This is a genomic window from Siphonobacter aquaeclarae (assembly GCF_900103285.1).
GTDB classification, from domain to species: domain Bacteria; phylum Bacteroidota; class Bacteroidia; order Cytophagales; family Spirosomataceae; genus Siphonobacter; species Siphonobacter aquaeclarae.
Genome location: NZ_FNGS01000001.1, coordinates 791,216 through 809,859 on the forward strand (window position 1 = coordinate 791,216; position 18,644 = coordinate 809,859).

At 55.1% G+C, this 18,644-nt stretch carries 14 protein-coding genes; 9 read left to right on the forward strand and 5 right to left on the reverse strand.

Translation table 11 applies throughout. The annotated features are described in order from the left end of the window. Window positions 1–4: 4 nt before the first annotated feature. On the forward strand, window positions 5–1,018 hold the full coding sequence (locus BLR09_RS02950; RefSeq protein WP_143011005.1) for a saccharopine dehydrogenase family protein: 1,014 nt from the start codon (window positions 5–7) through the stop codon (window positions 1,016–1,018). A gap of 93 nt (window positions 1,019–1,111) precedes the next feature. Here the strand turns inward: BLR09_RS02950 and BLR09_RS02955 are convergent, their stop codons facing one another. Then, window positions 1,112–1,798 (reverse strand): hypothetical protein, encoded by a 687-nt coding sequence (locus BLR09_RS02955; protein ID WP_093197480.1) that lies wholly within the window; start codon window positions 1,796–1,798, stop codon window positions 1,112–1,114. Between the two features lie 165 nt (window positions 1,799–1,963). Here BLR09_RS02955 and BLR09_RS02960 point away from each other — a divergent pair, with 165 nt between their 5' ends. The 8 genes from BLR09_RS02960 to BLR09_RS02995 all read left to right on the forward strand — a co-directional run bounded on the left by BLR09_RS02960 (window position 1,964) and on the right by BLR09_RS02995 (window position 14,440). Next, on the forward strand, window positions 1,964–3,238 hold the full coding sequence (locus BLR09_RS02960) for a S41 family peptidase (RefSeq protein ID WP_176785428.1): 1,275 nt from the start codon (window positions 1,964–1,966) through the stop codon (window positions 3,236–3,238). 121 nt (window positions 3,239–3,359) lie between these two features. Then, window positions 3,360–5,135, forward strand: coding sequence for a M61 family metallopeptidase (locus tag BLR09_RS02965; RefSeq protein WP_093197486.1), 1,776 nt, complete (start codon window positions 3,360–3,362; stop codon window positions 5,133–5,135). A 144-nt stretch (window positions 5,136–5,279) separates the two neighbouring features. Next, window positions 5,280–7,694, forward strand: a complete 2,415-nt coding sequence (locus tag BLR09_RS02970) for an ABC transporter permease (protein ID WP_093197489.1) — start codon at window positions 5,280–5,282, stop codon at window positions 7,692–7,694. Between the two features lie 310 nt (window positions 7,695–8,004). Further along, window positions 8,005–11,217: a SusC/RagA family TonB-linked outer membrane protein gene (locus BLR09_RS02975; protein ID WP_093197491.1), complete on the forward strand. Its 3,213-nt coding sequence runs from the start codon at window positions 8,005–8,007 to the stop codon at window positions 11,215–11,217. Window positions 11,218–11,249: 32 nt separating this feature from the next. Further along, on the forward strand, window positions 11,250–12,713 hold the full coding sequence (locus tag BLR09_RS02980) for a SusD/RagB family nutrient-binding outer membrane lipoprotein (protein ID WP_093197495.1): 1,464 nt from the start codon (window positions 11,250–11,252) through the stop codon (window positions 12,711–12,713). A 276-nt stretch (window positions 12,714–12,989) separates the two neighbouring features. Then, a complete protein-coding gene (locus tag BLR09_RS02985; protein ID WP_093197858.1) occupies window positions 12,990–13,577 on the forward strand; it encodes a hypothetical protein in 588 nt (195 codons plus the stop codon). Between the two features lie 3 nt (window positions 13,578–13,580). Further along, the gene (locus BLR09_RS02990; RefSeq protein WP_093197498.1) at window positions 13,581–13,811 is read left to right on the forward strand and encodes a hypothetical protein; all 231 of its coding nucleotides are present in this window, start codon (window positions 13,581–13,583) and stop codon (window positions 13,809–13,811) included. A gap of 203 nt (window positions 13,812–14,014) precedes the next feature. Continuing rightward, the gene (locus BLR09_RS02995) at window positions 14,015–14,440 is read left to right on the forward strand and encodes a hypothetical protein (protein ID WP_093197501.1); all 426 of its coding nucleotides are present in this window, start codon (window positions 14,015–14,017) and stop codon (window positions 14,438–14,440) included. Here the strand turns inward: BLR09_RS02995 and BLR09_RS03000 are convergent. From BLR09_RS03000 to BLR09_RS25650, 4 genes are read right to left on the reverse strand one after another with little or no spacing between them, the layout of a single operon-like run. Beyond that, window positions 14,418–14,936 carry a hypothetical protein gene (locus tag BLR09_RS03000; RefSeq protein WP_093197503.1) on the reverse strand — a complete coding sequence of 173 codons (519 nt, stop codon included), beginning with the start codon at window positions 14,934–14,936 and terminating at the stop codon, window positions 14,418–14,420. The genes BLR09_RS02995 and BLR09_RS03000 overlap by 23 nt on opposite strands. Then, window positions 14,929–16,179 (reverse strand): phthiocerol/phthiodiolone dimycocerosyl transferase family protein, encoded by a 1,251-nt coding sequence (locus BLR09_RS03005; protein ID WP_093197506.1) that lies wholly within the window; start codon window positions 16,177–16,179, stop codon window positions 14,929–14,931. Before BLR09_RS03005 ends, BLR09_RS03000 begins: the two co-directional genes overlap by 8 nt. Then, window positions 16,176–17,453, reverse strand: coding sequence for a condensation domain-containing protein (locus BLR09_RS03010; RefSeq protein WP_093197508.1), 1,278 nt, complete (start codon window positions 17,451–17,453; stop codon window positions 16,176–16,178). The genes BLR09_RS03005 and BLR09_RS03010 overlap by 4 nt, the downstream gene beginning before the upstream one ends. Continuing rightward, entirely contained in the window at window positions 17,453–18,643 is a 1,191-nt protein-coding gene (locus BLR09_RS25650; RefSeq protein WP_218126581.1) for a glycosyltransferase, read from the reverse strand. The genes BLR09_RS03010 and BLR09_RS25650 overlap by 1 nt, the downstream gene beginning before the upstream one ends. Between the last annotated feature and the right edge of the window lies 1 nt (window position 18,644).

Genomic DNA, 18,644 nt, shown 5'->3' on the forward strand with positions numbered 1-18,644 from the left:
TCTGATGAAAATCCTGGTCCTCGGCGGATATGGCTATTTCGGAAGTAATCTGCTGGCAGTCCTGCGGCATAACCCTGCCCATGATCTCTACATCGGCGCCCGGCGCCAGAGGGATGACAGAACCGTGGTGGTCGACTGGCAATCGCCTGAAGAAACCCTGACCAGGCTGCTCGCTTATGACGTCGTTGTAAACGCCGCTCCCTGGCCATCGGATGAGCACCTGTTTCAATGTCTTTCCCTTTTTATGGAGCGGGGACGGACCTGGATTGAAACCACCGCCGACCCGCTGCAGACGGCAAAGTTGCTGGACTGGAAGTCGTCCGTTTCTCCCGGACCGGGCGCTGTGATGATCGGGGTTGGCGTATTTCCGGGACTGACGAATGTGCTGGTGAACTCCTTTTCATCGACGACCGGCACTTTGAATCTGGCTATCCGCTACCGGCTGTTCAGCGGTGCAGGACCGGGCATGTGCCTCCTCATGGCCGAAACGCTGACACGGCCTTCGATCCGCCTGGAAAATGGCGCGCGGAAAGAAGGCCCCCCGGTTGCTCCGTCGGCTATATTCCCATGGTCTGACGGTAAGCACACCGCCATGCAAGTCTACCTGGCCGATGCCGAGTATCTCTTCCGTTCAACAGGTATTCAACAGGCCGCGACCTATCTCTCGGTCCGGCCGGACGCCATTAACTGGCTGGGTTTTACCGCCAATCTGCTGCCTGCATCGAACCTCGTACGGCGTTTGCTGGCAGCGTATTTCCGGTTTTTACGGGGCGTTGTCTTCGGAAAAAAGCGAACGCCTATCGAATTCTGCGTTTCGGATGGGGAGACGAATCAGGCATTCGTGGCATCGGATGCCTTTTACGCAGGCAGTCTCCTGTTGGAAGTATGCCTGGAGAAGGTGAAGAACGGACTTACACCGGGTTTCCGGGCCGTTGACGAAGTAGTGACGCTGGAGGAAGTACTGGAAGCAGGCGGGCGGTATGGTATAGCGTTTCAGGTAAAAACATATCCTCGCTAATTTTTTGCAATCAGACCCTTTTCTGCTCATACTCAAAAAAAAACAGGTCCCGGAATGATTCCGGGACCTGTTTTCCTTAACGCAATCGCTTGATTACCTCTCAAACCGATTCACGATTACATAATCCACTTTCTTATCTCTGATGTGAATCTGAACATTTTCATATCGGTTAGCAGCGTCCTTGTAAACAACGTTCCAGGGCATAGCCGCCTTGACGGGATCGTAAATGGCATAGGTCTGGCGGGTTAGCAGTACCATCTTTTCAAACTTGGGAGCATAGTCACGTTGCTTGCTGAGGGCAACCAGCTTTTCATAAAGCGGGTCGCCGCTATCCCCTGGCCTAATAGCATCCCGGGTATCGGCTGCCTCGGGCCATTGTGTCAGCTGCCTGCGGTTATTGAGGGCGATACTTTTTACTTTTCCCGCTTCCAGTTGTACCTGCACACCCGAATCGGTATCATATTGTTCGTCCAACACCAACTCGGAAAAGCGTGGAATTCGCGTTTTTAAGTCGGTTACATCCGAAAAATAGTTATTCACCGCACTGATATACTGCACCGCATCCCGCTGCCGGTATTGCTCTAGTACCACAAATGCATCCTCTGTAGAACCTTTGATTTGAATACCCCGGTAATCGCCGGCAGAAATACTGTCGCGACCCAGGAATTTGACAACGGGAACAGGCTCAGGGCCCGTGATCTGAGGACCGGGCGTTTCGCTGCTGCATCCGGCAAGGGCAAGCAGCCCGCAAACGGACAGTCCGGTAACGATGTATTTCATGCAGATTTAGATTTGATACCTGTGGCTCAGACCCTTTACTAGCCGGTTTGGTTGCAACGATTTTTTTTTCTTTTTACAGGGAGGATGCATTACCGCGGCTTCCCTTTTCAAACTGGCATTATTACCGGCGAACAGCTAGTTTTGGGCTTTCCAACCCCCTTGTCCATGCGTATCCTGACGTTTTGCCTCTGCGTGCTGACTCTTTCCGCGACTGCCCAAACGGGGCGGCTGTTTCAGCGTGATATCGACAGTCTTTCCCTGATTCTTCAGTCTACGCCCTCTTTCCAGGAGCAGATCACCGGTGAAAAACGGCAGGAATTTGACCGGCTGGTACAGTGGATGCGCCGGGATACGGCCAATGTAAAAACGCCGGCCGACGCCTTCATGCGCATGATCTACCTCTTTTCTCCGCTCCGCGATAATCACCTCGGATTCTACCAGGTCCCGGAAACGGTGCTGAACCGGGCCTCGTGGTCGGATACGGCGGCCGTCCGCCGATACCAAGCCACGGCCGCATTCCGTCAGTACCTGCGCGTTCGTGTCAACCTCGATTCCCTGGAAACTGCCCTGCGACAGGCCCCGGATGATTCCCTCGAAGGTATTTACCATTACGGCGGGCACCTGACCATTGGCCTGTATCAGGTCCATCCCAAAATGGCTGCCTGGCACGGTGTTGTGCTGCATTCATCCCTGCCGGTCTGGGCGCCGGGGCAAATCGCGGTATACCTGCTGGGGAGGAGCAACCAACGGTACCTCGCCGTATACGGACACCCGGTTTACAAAAACCTGATGCTGTACCCGAACGAAGCCCTTGTCAACCGGTCGCTGGCCGGGTCGTTTTTTTATGGATCGGTTTCGGACGACATCTACCGAAAACATCCTGAAAAACAGGACTTTGTACGTATCTCCCGAAAAGAAGCGCCTTTTCAGTTCCGGCGACTTTCTCCTGAAATGGCCTATGTCCGGCTGGGCCATTTTTCCGCCGTACCCGCCGACCAAAAGGCAGCGGAAGCGTTTCTGAAATCCATCGCGGACTCACTTACTGCCCCCAAACTCCTCCTGGATCTGCGTGACAACCAGGGCGGAGCAGATAAGGTTGCCCGGCCCTTCCTCCGGATAGTGCGGGAATACGCTGCCAAACATCCGGTGGCGGTTCTCCTCAACTACGGTACGATGAGTCAGGGCGAGATCTTTGCGCTCCGGCTCAAAGATATTCCCAATGTAACCCTGCTCGGGCAACCCACGCAGGGCACGCTGACCTATGGCTCGAACTATGGTCGAACCGTACCGCTTCCAGGCAAAACCGCGCGGGTCTATGTGACGGATATGAAGAGTAGCTACCTGCCTTTCGAAGGCGTCGGCGTGCAGCCCGGCGTTATTCTGCGCAGCGATCGGGACTGGATCGCTCAGGGGATGGAGTACCTCGTTTCCCGCCCATGAGCCTGAACGCATACTATTTTGTCCTTTTCACAAAAAACCTTATATATATTTCTTTTTCTTTCCATTCACCTGTTTTTCGTTTCGGATATTTGGGAAATACCACCTGCTTCCCGACAAACCGATGTCCCTTTTCCGAAACATTCTCTGGCTGAATTTGCTGAGTATACCGGCGGTTGCACAACAGCTGACGTATACGGTCACTACTCCCGATCCGGCTTCTCACCTTGTGCACGTCGAGCTACAGGTAGACGGCAGTACCAATGCCGCGCCGGTCTTCAAAATGCCTGTCTGGACGCCCGGTTATTACCAGTTGATGAACTACGCCGGCAATGTCAGCGGATTTACGGCAACCGATGCACAGGGAAAAACCCTGACCTGGAGCAAACCGACCCCGTCGTCCTGGAAAATAGACGCCGGGAAGAACACCTCCCTCCGGATCCGGTATGACGTGCTGGCTACCCGTTCCTTTGTCGCGGCCAGCTACCTCAACCACGACCGTGCCTACCTCTCTCCGGCGGGGGTATTCCTGCACCTGAAAGACCGCATCACGCTGCCGGTAACGGTGACGCTTAAACCCCTGCCCGACTGGAGTCCCCGGATTGCCACAGGGCTAGAGCCCGTTGCCGGACAATCCTATACGTTCGCCGCTTCCGATTTCGATGTATTGTACGACAGCCCGATCCTGATGGGCAAACTGGAGGAATTACCGGCGTTTTCCGTTAAAGGCATACCTCATTACTTTGTCGGGTACCAGCTTGGCCAGTTCGATAAGCCGGGATTTATGGCCGATCTGTCGAAGATCGTCACAGTAGCATCTGAACTGATCGGTGATATTCCGTACAAACACTACACGTTTATCGCCATCGGGCGGGGAGGGGGCGGTATCGAACACCTGAATTCTACTTCGGTGGCGTTCGACGGCAACCAGCTCAATACCCGTGGCGGCCGGCTCAAACTCTACAACTTTCTCGCACATGAGTACTTCCATCACTACAATGTAAAGCGTATTCGTCCGGTAGAGCTCGGGCCGTTTAACTACGATGCCGAAAACAAAACCCGTATGCTTTGGGTATCCGAGGGGTTCACGGTGTACTATGAATACCTGGTTGTCCGCCGGGCCGGCCTCATGTCCGATGAAGAACTGTTTTCTTCCTTCGAAAAAAATCTACGCAATTACGAAAACAAGCCCGGTCGCCTGTATCAGTCTGCTACACAGGCCAGTTACGAAACCTGGTCGGACGGCCCCTTCGGCCGGACCGGCGACGAAGTGAATAAAACGATATCCTATTACGACAAAGGTCCTGTACTCGGGCTGCTGCTGGATTTTCGCATTCGTTACGTTACCGGAAACAAAAAGTCCCTTGACGATGTAATGCGCGCCCTCTATCAAACTTATTACAAAGAGAAAAAGCGGGGATTTACAGAGGATGAGTTCCGGAAAACCTGCGAATCCATCGCCGGAAAGCAGCTGAATGAGGTATTCGACTATGCTTCCACCACCCGACCGGTAGATTACCCGAAGTACTTCGCTTATGCCGGCCTGAACATCGACACCACGCAGCATGTAGTACCCGGTGGCTGGACAGGGCTGACCGCGACTACCCGTAACGACTCCCTCACAATCCGGAACGTCGAGTACGAATCCCCCGCCTGGCAGGCCGGTCTCCGATCCGGCATGATCGTCCTGAGTAAAAACGGCGCCACGCCGCGGGTACTCATGCCTGTCGAAGCTTCCCTCCAGCCGGGAGTGGACGTCGTCCTTTTCATCGCCGATAAAAAGGGCCCCAGGACCGTTCATTTTCCGGCTGGGCAAAAGCGGGAAAAACCGTTTACGATTTCACGCATGCCCCAACCCAATACACTTCAGAAAGCGATACTGGAAAGCTGGTTGCACTGATTGCTTGTCCGTTTCCGTACGAGGACATGTACGGAAACGGACAACCTGATTCCGAAAAAAGGCTCATTTCCAGCGGTTTGCTTTTCCAGCAGCGTTTCTGGCATGAAATTGAAGGAATAAGGTTGGACTTAGCTTTATTCTCCCATGTTCCGGAATTACCTGCTCATCGCCTGGCGCAACCTGCTCCGCTACCGCACCTTTACCGCGATCAATATCTCGGGGCTGGCCATTGGCCTGGCAACGTTCCTCGCTATTTTGTTGTATGTGACGGACGAGCTGAGCTATGACCGGTTTCACGAAAAGTCCGACCGGATTGTGCGCGTTGTTTTTGAAGGTACCACGGACGGCGGGACCATCAACGATGCACACGTGATGCCGCCGGTCGCCCCGACGCTGAAGGCCACCTTCCCGGAGGTACAGGAAGCCACCCGCTTCCGGCCAGGCGGGAATATCCGCCTCGTCAGAGACGGGCAAACACTTCAGGATCAGTCTCTTGCCTATGTAGATTCGAATTTCTTCCGGGTATTTACGCTTCCGTTTGTTTCCGGCGATCCGGCTACAGCGCTCCTCCGGCCGCATTCGATTGTGCTGTCGCAGAAAGTGGCGAAAGACTGGTTCGGCGCGACCGATCCGGTTGGTAAAACGGTGCTTTTCAAGGGATGGGACACGCCGATGCAGGTGACGGGCGTCCTGAAAGATATCCCGGAACATTCTCATTTTCAGTCAGATGTACTCGGATCAATGGCCGACATCGCCGATGCTCGCTCCGGGTCGTGGATGACGTCGGAATACTTCACCTACCTCGTTCTTCCCGAAGGATATAACTACAAAAAACTGGAGGCAAAACTCCCTCAGGTTGTTGCAAAACACCTCGGTCCGCAGCTGGAGCAGGCATTTCATATGTCGTATGCCGAGTTTCAGAAAAAGGGAAACCGGCTGGGGCTGTACCTTCAGCCGTTGACCGATATTCACCTGCATTCGCACTACGGGTATGACCTGAGCCCGGCCGGCGATATCCGGTATGTGTACATCTTCAGCGCCATTGCGGTATTCATGCTGCTGATTGCGTGTATCAATTTCATGAATCTGTCGACTGCCAGCGCCGCGCGCCGGGCCCGCGAAGTGGGTATCCGCAAGGTACTCGGCTCCGACCGCAAAGAGCTGATCCGTCAGTTTCTGTTTGAATCGTTGCTGTTGACAGGTATTGCCCTGGTGCTGGCAGCCCTGCTGGTAGACCTGGGGCTTCCGCTTTTCCGCGAGCTATCGGGGAAAAACCTGAAATTTCCGCTCTTCACCTCACCCGGCTCGCTCGCGTGGCTGCTTGGAGCGGGACTTCTGGCCGGTTTGCTGGCCGGCGGTTACCCTGCACTGTATTTGTCTTCTTTTCAGCCGGTTACGGTGCTGAAGGGGCGATTTTCGGGCAAACGCGGCGGGCTTCGCTCCGGGCTGGTCGTCTTCCAGTTTTTTATCTCCGGAACGCTGATGATCTGTACCCTTGTGGTATACCGCCAACTGACGTTTATTCAGGACAAAAAGCTCGGGTACGACCGCGAGCAGGTGGTTGTGCTGCCGGATACCTGGGCGCTGGGTAACAAGGAAAACAGCTACCTGAATGCGTTGCGGCAGGATTCGCGGATTGTATCGGTGAGTCGGTCGGGCTTCCTGCCAGCGGGGCCGTCTGGAAATAATAACTTCTTTTTGTCGCCGGACCAGAATCCGTCACAACTGGTTAAAACCCTCCGCTACGAAGTGGACCCGGCCTATATCCCGACGCTGGGTTTGCAACTGGCTGCCGGGCGGAACTTCTCGGACGCGTACCGAACCGATTCATCAGCGGTAATCGTCAATGAAACGGCGGCGAGGACGTTCGGTTGGAAGGGCTCCGCGCTCGGCCATACTGTCACCAATTACCCGAATAACGGCGAACGGATTACCCTGCGGGTGGTGGGTGTCGTCAGGGATTTCCACTTCCGCTCCCTGCATGAAGCCATTTCGCCGCTGGTGATGGTTTTGTCGCGAAACAGCGGACCTTTTATCCTGAAACTGCGGGCCGGCGACCCGACGGGCGTCATCGAACGGGCGCGCGCCGAGTGGAAGGCTCTCGGCGTTGATCAGCCTTTTACCTACTCTTTTTTGAATGACCGGTTTACGGCGACCTACCATGCGGAGCAGCAAACCGGGCTGATTCTGGCCATTTTTGCGGGAATGACCATTTTCGTCGCCAGTCTCGGCCTCTTCGGTCTCGCCGCCTTCACGGCGCAGCAGCGAACCAAGGAAATCGGTGTCCGGAAGGTATTGGGGGCGTCTGTCACCGGTATCGTCGGACTGCTTTCACGGGATTTTCTGCGGTTGGTAGGCATCGGGTTTCTGGTGGCGGTTCCGCTTGCCTGGTATGTCATGAGCCGCTGGCTGGAAGGCTTCGCTTACCGGACGCAGGTAGATGTTTGGGTGGTTGCGTCGGCGGGGGTTCTTTCACTGGTGATTGCCCTGGCGACGGTCGGCTACGAGAGCGTCCGGGCGGCCCTTGCGAACCCGGCCAAAAGTCTGAAATCGGAGTAAAATCAGGCATCCTTTTCCGGCGCTGAAAAGCAGGCATTGGTCGCCCCGCGGGGCACATTCCATACCTCCAAACCCGGCATTTTTCTATTTTAATCTCAATTTAAGGATTCAGGGAAACGATAGATTCGGCGTTCGCCGTTTGCGGCGACGGCCACCATTATTGAAAGTTTTTCAATAATGGTGGCCTTTTTTTGTCATTATGTCAGCACACCATCGACTATTGATGTAGTAGTAAATTGACATCCGGCCAACGATTCATTAAGTTTGACTTAGAGTTTCCAAAGATTCTCTAACTCCTTAACCAAAACAAATGAGAAATATTCTACTCGCAGCCTTCGCGTTGCTGAGCGTGCTGTGCATTCCAGTCAGCGCGCAAAACCGGGTCGTATCCGGTCGGGTGACCTCCGCCGATGATGGCGCTCCGATCCCCGGTGTCAACGTAACTGTCAAGGGAACTACCCGCGGCATCTCCACCAATTCCAACGGCGAATACCAGCTCAGCGTCGCAGACGGCGCTACGCTTGCGTTTTCAGCGATTGGCTTCGTCCGGCAGGAAGTAGTAGTCGGCAATCAGGCCAAAATCGACGTAGTCCTGGCCGTCTCCGGCAGTGAACTGACCGAAGTCGTCATCACCGCGCTCAACATCAGCCGGGATAAAAAGGCCATCAACTCGGCTATTCAGACGGTTTCTTCGGAAAAACTGCAAATCGCACGGAACAACAACGTCGCCGACGCCCTTGCCGGGAAAGTCGCCGGCGTGCAGGTATTCAGCCAGTCGGGCGCGAAGTTCGGCACGCCCAACATCCGTATCCGCGGCGTCAACTCCCTGACGGGCGGCGATCCGCTGTACGTGGTGGACGGTACGATTACCGACATCAACTATGTCAACATGGACGACGTTGAGTCCCTCAACGTACTGAAAGGCCCTGCGGCTTCCGCACTCTACGGAAACCGGGCTTCAGCGGGTGTTGTCGTCATCACCACCAAGAAAGGCAAGCGCCAGGAAGGGTTGGGCATCGATGTGAACCACAGTACTACTTTCGACCGGGTCAGTCTTCTTCCTACTTACCAGAACGAATACGGCGGCGGCTATACGCAGGCGTTTGATCAGTTCCATTACAACCCGGCCGTTCACCCGGAATCGTGGAAGGCTTTTGAAGGACAAAACATCATCGATTATTCGGCAGATGAAAGCTGGGGACCGAAAATGGACGGCACGCCGTACCGCCCCTGGTACTCCTGGATTCCGTCAGATCCGGAATTCGGCAAAACGGTACCTTTCTCTCCGCATCCGAATGCCATCCGTGACTTCTTCAATACGGGTACGACGGTCAACACCAACGTCGCATTCAGCAAGGGTGGCGACAATTACAACGCACGGGTATCGTATACCAACTACAACGTGAAAGGGGTTATTCCGAACACGACGCAGAAACGCGACTACCTGTCTGCGAAACTCGGCCTGAATCTCACGCCGAAACTGACCGTGACTACCAACATCAACTATTCCACGGAAAATACGACCAACCGCCCCGCAGACGGCTACGGCGGTCAGAACCAGACAATTGGCTCGTTCAATCAGTGGTGGCAGCGTCAGAACGACATGGATCACCTCCGTGTCTACAAAAACCCGGATGGCAGCTACCGTTCCTGGAACATCACAGGGCCGGAAAACACCACGCCGCTGTACTGGGATAACCCGTATACCCAGGTATATGAAAACACCAACAAGGAAAAGAATGACCGTCTCTTCGGCGATTTCGGCGTGAACTACAAGTTTACCGACTACCTCTCGGCGTCGGTGACGGCCCGTCGCGACATGTACACCAGCCAGTACGAACGCCGCGTGGCCTCGTTTACGAAGGGTACCCCTTATTTCGGCGCACGGACTGATGTACGCCGGGAAGATAACTACGAAGGCTTGCTGACATTCTTCAAGAAATTCAACAAGATTACGGTCAGCGCCAACGCCGGGGGTAACATCCGGAAAAACTACCGTACCTATCTTAACGAAGAAACCAGCGGCGGTCTGGCGATTCCGAACTTCTACAACATTTCGAACTCTGTCAACGCGATGACGGTATCAAACTTAAAGTCGCAGCGGGAAGTACGAAGCGTTTACGGATACGTGAGCCTGGACTACGGCGATTTCCTCTTCCTGGAAGCGACGGCGCGCAACGACTGGTCTTCTACCCTGCCGAAGGGTAATAACTCCTACTTCTACCCGTCGGTTACGGGCGGTTTCATCTTCTCTGAATTCATTCACGAAAAGCGTATTCTGTCGTTCGGAAAGATCCGGGCATCGTATGCTGAAGTAGGTTCTGACATCGACCCGTATCAAATCCTGACGACGTACAACGTCGGCTCGAAATACGGTTCCAACACTACCGAAACACTCCCGACGCAGTTGCCGAACGCCGCTCTGAAACCGGGGCTTTCCAAAGGCAAGGAAATCGGGGTTGACCTGAAGTTTCTCAACAATCGCCTCAGCCTGGAATTCACGGCCTATCGTCAGGACAATACCAATCAGATCCTGCCCCTGGCTGTTCCGGGATCGAGCGGGTACAGCTCCGCGCTGATCAACGCCGGTAACATCCGCTCGGAAGGTATTGAATTGCACATTGGAGCGACGCCCATCAAAACCGCGGATTTCACCTGGGATCTCGACCTGAACGTCGACCGCAGCCGCTCGAAAGTCATCCAGCTTGCTGCCGGTCTGAAGACTTATGATCTTCTCCAAAGCTACCTCGGCAGCACGAGTATTTTCTCCGGCGTACCCCGTTTCGGCGGTACGACGCTCGGCTTCATTGCCCGGGAAGGTTCCGACTGGGGAACGATTGTCGGGAAGGCTTTCCAGCGCTTCCAGGCGGTAGACGGAAACGGCAAGCCCGTTGCCAACCCGGCAAACGGTAAGATCCTGGTTGACGCCGACGGCCACCCGCTCACCAAACCGAATCAGGACCTGGCCACGGTACTTCCGAAGGCAAAAGGCGGTTTCCTGAGCTCGTTTACGTACAAGGGCGTGACACTGCGCTTCAACATCGACTGGCTCATCGGCGGGAAGTTCTACTCAACTACCCGGATGTTCAATGCCGGTTCAGGTCTGAGCGCTGAAACCGCGGGCCTCAACGACAAAGGCAAGCCCAAGCGTGACTCCCCCGACAACGGCGGCGGTGTCATGATCAAGGACGCTGTCTTTGCCGATGGTACGCCGAATACCAAGTACGTCGATACCCAGACCCTGTATGAGTCTGATTTCTTCGACCTCAACGAGCGTTGGATTTTTGACAAAACCTATGTAAAGCTTCGTGAAGTAAACCTGGGCTACACCCTGCCGAAGACGTTCCTGAAGCGCACCCCGTTCCGCAATGCGTACGTAGCGCTGATGGTCCGCAACCCCTTCCTGATCTACAGCAAGGTCGGCGGTGGTGTAGACCCGTCTGAAACCCAGACGTACTGGGGCGAAGGCGGTCAGCAGATTCCGGTCCGCCAGATGGGCTTCAACGTTAAATTCAGTCTCTAACGGAAGTTTTTTTTCCTGAAAAATACATCGGTATGCACAAGATTCCATCTCCCATCCGAAAGGCTGCCCTGTTACTCATGGCCGGGCTGGTCAGCTCCTGCAGCGATTTCGGAGACATGAACACCGACCCGAACCGGGCGTCTTCGGCCAATACAGCGTTTCTGCTGACGGCTGCTATTACCGGCGCTACTTCCGGAAACAGCGGCGTACCGGGCTCGGTGACCAATACCATCGCCCAGCCCAACCTGTATGCGCAGCACTGGTCGGAAATTACGTACACGACAAACTCCCGCTACGGTGCGTCGACGTTTGACTACAACGGTTTCTACGCCGGACCGCTCATCAGCCTCGCGACGATCATGCAGCTCAATACCGACCCGGCTACGAAGGCGTCGGTTACCGCCAACGGTTCCAATGCCAATCAGCTCGCCATCGCCCGTATTCTGAGAGCCTATCAGTTTTCGGTACTGACGGATCGTTTCGGGGATATTCCCTATTCGGATGCGTTGAAAGGACAAACGTCCCTTCGCCCGAAATTCGATGCGCAGAAGGATATCTACACAGACCTTTTCAAGGAGCTGAAGGATGCAGTAACCCAGTTCGACGGCGGAACGAACGTCAAAGGCGACGTTCTTCTTGGCGGCAGCCCCGCTAAATGGAAGAAATTCGCCAATACCCTGCGGATGGCCCTGGCGCTGCGTCTCTCGAAAATTGATCCGGCAACGGGCAAGACAGAGTTTGCAGCTGCCTATACGGCGGGCGGACTGTCGGCAACGTCCGACAACGTACTCTACAACCACGACGCCTTGTACCCGAACCCGTGGTTTGCCAGCTTTGTAACCTCCGGTCGTCTGGATTTTGCGGTAAGCACGACGCTTGTCGACTACATGAAGCCCCTCTCCGACCCGCGCCTGCCGGCCTATGCCGACAAATCCACCAACAAGCAGGATTATGTCGGAATGCCTTATGGTCTGACGAACCCGGGAGCAAAACCGGCGGACGTATCCCTCCCGGCAGCAGCGCTGCGGACGGTCGTAACCGCTCCGGCCTACGTCATGACCTATGCACAGACCTTGTTTATGCAGGCAGAAGCAGCGAAACTCGGCTGGATTTCCGGAGATCCGAAAGCGCTGTACGAAGCGGCGATCAAGTCCTCGTTCGAGCAGTGGGGTGTCTACAAGGAAGATACCTACAAGGCATTCATCGCGCAGACGGGCGTTGCCTACTCCGATGCCCAGGCCCTCGAGCTCATCGGCACACAGAAGTGGGTAGCCCTCTACATGCAAGGTTACGAAGCCTGGACCGAGTGGAGACGTTCAGGCTATCCGAACTTCCTGAAGCCGGCGCCGGGCGCGCTGAATCCGTCGAAGCAGATTCCGCGGCGCCAGCAGTACCCGACCACCGAAGCACAGCTCAACACGGATAATTACAACGCAGCCAATGCACGCCAGGGCGCCGATCTCGATGATACGCGCATCTGGTGGGACAAAAAGTAGTTTTTTGCTTTGGTTATGTTCCAGCGTCCCACCCGCCTCAGGGACGCCAGTATGGGAAACCTTTCGAACAGCACGCGCCTTCTGGGTGCGTGCTGTTTTTTGACGATACAGACCGTTCACGAACTATCCGACCCGAAAAGGTCGGTTTTTCCGGTTTCAGGGGAAAATCCACCCCGTACCGCGCGGCGGCCCCGGTAGTTTTCACTAGCTTTGACGTATACGCATGTCCGGACCTATGTGTATGAACCAACCAACCGTCAAAAATCCGCTATCGTGATGAAAACTACCCTTCTCAAGTCCGTCCTCCTTGTTTTTCTAGCCGCCGTCAGCTGGTCCTGTTCCGACAAAGACAAGGTAGATCCCGCGCCACCTTCGCTCGCTAATTCCTGGAAATCAGGCTGGGATTCACAAAAAGTACTGGCGCTCGCCAAGGGTAGCCGCCCGCTGCCCGAGGTGTATCTCGAAGCCAACTACGTTACCTACCAACTCTCCCTCTTCGAAAAAGGCGCTACTTACCTCGTCCCGAAAAGTACGCTCGACAACTACGGCCGCGATACCCTGGGCTATCCCGACAATACCCAGTTTGTCATGGCCGCCGGTGAGATGGACGCTATGCTGGTTAAAACCGGAAAAGACATTTCCAAGATTGAAACCGAGCTGGGTATTCCGGCCGGTAGCTGGAAAGACAAGCCTATGGTGCGGATCAGCATAGCCAATCCGAAGGAGCTGAACCTGCGCCTGCCTTCCGGGAATGAGATGGGCGCCAATGCACTTTGGCTTCCGGGTGGTAAATTGCCGACGGGTTACTCCGAGGCAGTCGTCAACCGGATCCCGAAGAGTAAATACACCGAGACACCCTTATAGCGTATGAAAGAACTGGAAAAAGAAGGATGGAACTACACGCTGTTTCTTTCGGAAGATAAACAACTGATTTTCAGTGTCGTATGTGGTTCTGTCGGTTTGTATGACTTTGTCGTTGCCCTCAACCGGGAGGAGCAGGCCGCGTATGGGTCACGGGGGAAAGCCTTTCTCGGCGAGCTCGCCCGGACTATTCGTGAGAACGAGTCATCGTATTTGACCAGACGTATTTCAATCTGAACAGGGAGGCGCGCTTCGCGCGCCTCTCACCATTAGAGATTTTAAAACCCCGCCTCATTACGTGAAATACCTCGTTTTGTTTCTTTTCCTTTTTTTGCTCCAGCCTCGCACATACCCAACCAACACAACTTTCCGACCGCGTCCGCAAGAACGATACGATCAGGCGGGGTCTCGGCATCATTTACGGCAATTTCATCCAGCGCGTGGGTTCTCTGCTAAAACAGTCTGTTCTGCCGCAATATATCCTGCTGAAGGACCTCGAAACCGATGAACTACTCGCGTGCGAAGTGATCCAAAAGTATGACGGCCGGCGGGAGAATATATTTTGCCTGCATGTGCCACCAGGCACGTACGCCATGGTACGGTACTTTTACGCGAAGAACGGATTGATATCCAACGCTGTCTTTTGGGAACCGGTGATACGCCCGGCGGATGACGGGGCCGAAGAGGGGACTGTGCCGGCGTTTACATTCACGGTCCGCCCGGAGACGCTTCACTATGTCGGAACGTGGCATTTCGAAACGTCGCAGGTCCGGTTTACAGACAACAAGTTTACCTTCGACGAATCCATCCGCAAAAAATACCCCAAACTCGATCTGGAAGCGGCTATTCGCGCCATTCCCCGATAGCTACGACGCGTGTCGCGTCGCGTTTCCATTTCCGCAGCGGTATCAGCGTGAAGCAAACCGAATAGATACCGGCCAGTCCGCCGACCACGACCGACAACACCAGGGGATTCAGCGCATAGTCGGGAGGAAGAATCAGGTAAAGGATCAGCAAGCCAAGCGCCGGGGGTATTCCGGCAAGCAGGCCGTTGATACCTGCCAGTTTGAACAGCGTGGCTTTCTTTAGATACTTGTCTGCCGGAACCCACGCAATACCTCCTTTTTCGGCTAACTCTGTGGTTTTCCGAAGGATATCGAACGTAATAATAAACGGCAGCATGATCGCCATCGGCATCAGAAACCGGGCGAAATTCTGCTCTCCCCGAAACAGGTAAACCGCCGGCGCGTGGATAAAACACGCATAGGGTATCAGCGTGTTGAAGACCAGATTCGGCAACAGGTAGGTGAGCAGGTTTTTACGGATGAATCGCCTCATCCGGTCGTCGGTCGGTTCAGGCATGAGTCAGAGCGGGTAGGAACTGAAGCGCACGGTCGCGGATTCTTTCTGCTTCTTCGATCGGAAGAAAGGTATCCCGGGAAAGAAACACGAAATCCATCTTCCCTTTGTAGGAGCTGACGACCAGCGTATTCGGATTCATCCAGGGAAAAGCGACCGTCGGGGTAAAGAGGCGTTCGACCTCAAAAGAGCTGAATACCTCCGGAATCGCGACCTTCCCCATATTGCTGAACGTCACGTCGTGCGTGCCGGGTGTCGCCCGTAAAAACGACACCATTTTGCGAACAGAGCCGTGGAAAAATTCGCTCGACCACAGCAATCCGGCGGCATCCAGTCCGGCAAGCTTTTCTGCCAGTTGCTTCTTCAGCGAGACTGCTGCTTCCTGAAATTCTCCTTCTTCCGGCAACTTCAGCTCGACGATCGGCGCGAAGGCGAACATGGTATCGTCGGTAATCGCGGGTAAATACCGGCGGATGTCGGCCGGGCAAATGGCCTTTCCATGTGCCTCCGCGCCCCTGACGTTCTGAAACGCTTTCAAAATCGCCGCGCATATAGCGACGTGCACCGAAACGCCTGTCTCCTTCGCATACCGAAGCAGGGCGGTCGTTTCCGGTTCGTCGAGCGACCACCGAAGCGCATAAGCCCTGCCCGCCGGCGTGTGTTCAGCGCCGGGTTTCAGCAGGAAAAATCCTTTGGCGAGTAACCCGAAAAACCGCGTTTTCAGCGTCTTTCCGAAGGACGCCCGGAAACCCGTCGGCAGCAGGTCGCTGACGGAGTCAAATCCTTTTGAAAAACCGATATCAGCCGTTGGATTGTCCAGCAACGTCAGTAACTCCCGCATCAGTGCCACGAATGTTGTCCCGTCGCACACGCAATGCGGAAGGACAAGCAACAGCTCCGATCGTCCCGCCGATCGCACCCATACCAGCCGGGCGAGTGGTAATCCCGGATTGTCGAACAGGGTAACCCATTCGCGTTCTGACTCGGCCTGCCAATCATAGTCAGTTTGCCGGTCGACGATCCGTACCGGAATTTCTCCGATTTCCGGATCGCTGACAAACCGGGGTACGCGGCCATTTTCTATCCTGGCACGTAACAGCGGGTGTTTTCGCTGAATACCGGCAAGCGCGTGCCGGATACCGTCCGCATCCGGCGCGCCTTGGATACGGGCGACGAAAACGCAGTTGAGCGGTGTCGCGGCGTCGACATACATGATCCGTTCGCCGGTAATCATGGTACGGTTCATGCGGGAACAGGTTCGGTTTGCAGCAGTTCTTCGGTGAGCAAACGGGTGAGCGTTTCCCGTATAGCGACAGCGTCCCGTTTCGGTAAGTATCCTTCGCTTCCGATAAAAGAAAAATCCATCTGCCCGCCATAGGTCGATGTTACCATCGTGGTGGTATTCCCCAGCGGACCGATCACCGAAGGGCTGAAAATCGTCTCCAGCACAAACGAACCATATTCGCTCCGGATCGGAATGCGGCCGAGGTTGGAGAACATACAGTCGTTACTGGATTTGCCATAGCGCAGCAGGTCCGTAAAATCGGCCATGGCGGCATGCGCCTCTTCCATCGCCATCACCGTTGCATACGGATTCAGTTTCAATGACTTACGGTCGACGTCCGCCTGAATCGCACGGGCGTTTTCAATAAACGAGCGGTTTTTCCCTGCCGAAACCACAAACATCATCCCGAACGCAAAAATGTGATCAGGGCGGATCTCCGGCGCCAGCCTGCGGATATCGACCGGGCAGGATACCTTGTTGAACGCCTTTTCTCCGCGTACTTCACGGAAAGCCAGCAGCAAGGCAGTGCACAGGGCGGTATTGACAGTCACCCCTGCCTCTTTGCAGGCCTGTATCAGCGCGCTGCTGCAGGCCCGCTCCCATTTCCAGTGAAGGAGGTAGTCCTCGCCGCGGTCAAACGGCCGTTTCTTCACCGGGATGACCCGAAGCGCCGTCCGGATAAGGCCCCCGGTCAGCTTTGCTTTGATTTTTTTTGCGGGATGATTCAATACCGCCGCCGGGACGATGTCCGCAATTCCTTTTACCGGGTCTTCCAAACCGATTTCGGCTGCGGGATTTTCCAGCAACGTCAGAAATTCAGCCAGAATCGTCATCGCCGACCCACCGTCGCACAGACAGTGATGAATCGTCAGAATCATATCGGAAAACTGTTCGTCCCGAATCCAGGAAAGCCGCAGCAACGGCCCGTTTGCCGTGTCGAAAGGTACCGTCCATTGCCGGCGGGATTCGGTCAGCCAGTCGTCCTCCGACCTCCGCGGCAGTATTTCCACCGGAATAGGGCGGGGAGTACCATCTACCAAAAACCAGGGGCAATCGCGCTCGTCGATCCCGACGCGGGCTTTGAGCCAGGGGTGTTTTTTCTGAACACCGGCGAGGGCGTTATGAACAGCCGATTCGGTGAAATTTCCCCGGAGACGAAACGGTATAATGGCGTTGAACGGCGTGTTTCCATCACCGTGCAGCATCCGTTCTCCAAAAAGTAATTTTCGTTCCATTACGATGCGTATTCAGGTTCCCGGGCGAATGTTTCGAGCAGCTCCACGGCGCGGTCGTTGCCTCCGGCTTCCCGGAAGGTCGTCTGGATACGAACGGCCGCCTCCCGGTAGACCGGGTTTTCAAGCAGTTCATATACCGCACTTCTCAACTCATTGATTCTTAACCGCTTATAGCGAATACTGATACCGCAACCCGCCCGTTCGATGAGTTTGGCGGTATGAAAGTGGTCGTACGCAATGGGCGTAATGAGCATCGGCAGGCCATTGACGAAGGTATCGTTGACCGTATTGAACCCGCCGTGGCAGATTACCAGGTCCATATGCGGCATGAGCGCCGCCTGAGGTACAAATCCCTGAACGATGAAATTTTCCGGCCAGCTTTCGAGCGCTGCCGGGTCGGTAGCAGCGATAATCGTCAGCGGTTCATCGGCAAACGCTTCGACGAGTTTCGAAAAGAAGGCCTTGCGGATGTCGACAAGTAATGTACCCAGCGATACAAAGATTTTGGGTCCTTTCGCCTGACGCAGGCGCTCCCAGTCGAACAGCACTTCGTTGGGTCTTCCCCGGACCGGCCCGACAAATTCCATGTGCGGCGGCGCCGGGTCCAGTCCCGCAAAGGTCCGGGAGGTAAACACCATGTTCAGCCGGTGGGAATGGATATGGAGGCTTTCTTCCTGTATTCCGAATTCTTCCTGCAAACCCCGGATCAGGTTCTGCTGCCATTCCGCGATTTTCGGAGCGGTTTCTTCTGCATTTCCCATCACGTCGGGTGGTACGGGCGTCGTCGTGACGCAGGGAATACCTTTCAGCCGCGCGCACAACGCGCCGGCAAAAGTGATGCAATCGTTGACAACAACATCCGGTTGCCAGGCATCCAGAAAATCCAGCAGCCCTTTCCGCATAAACCGGGCAATGGGCAGATAGGTCTCTTCCAGCGCCAGTTTGAGTACTTCCGGGCCGGAAACAGACGGTCCGTCATCCTGCCGGCGGAGCATCAGGGCAATGTCCTCTCCATATTCCGTCAGATCCGGAACATGGTAGCTGCCGCCAGCCGGAATATGCTCCGGCTTGAGGGGAGTAATACCGAACCAGGCTACTTCGTGGCCTCGTGCCAGCAGTGTAGCCCCCACGCTCAGGGTCGGACTGACGTGCCCGAAAAAAGGAGGTATGACAAATAAATAACGTGACATA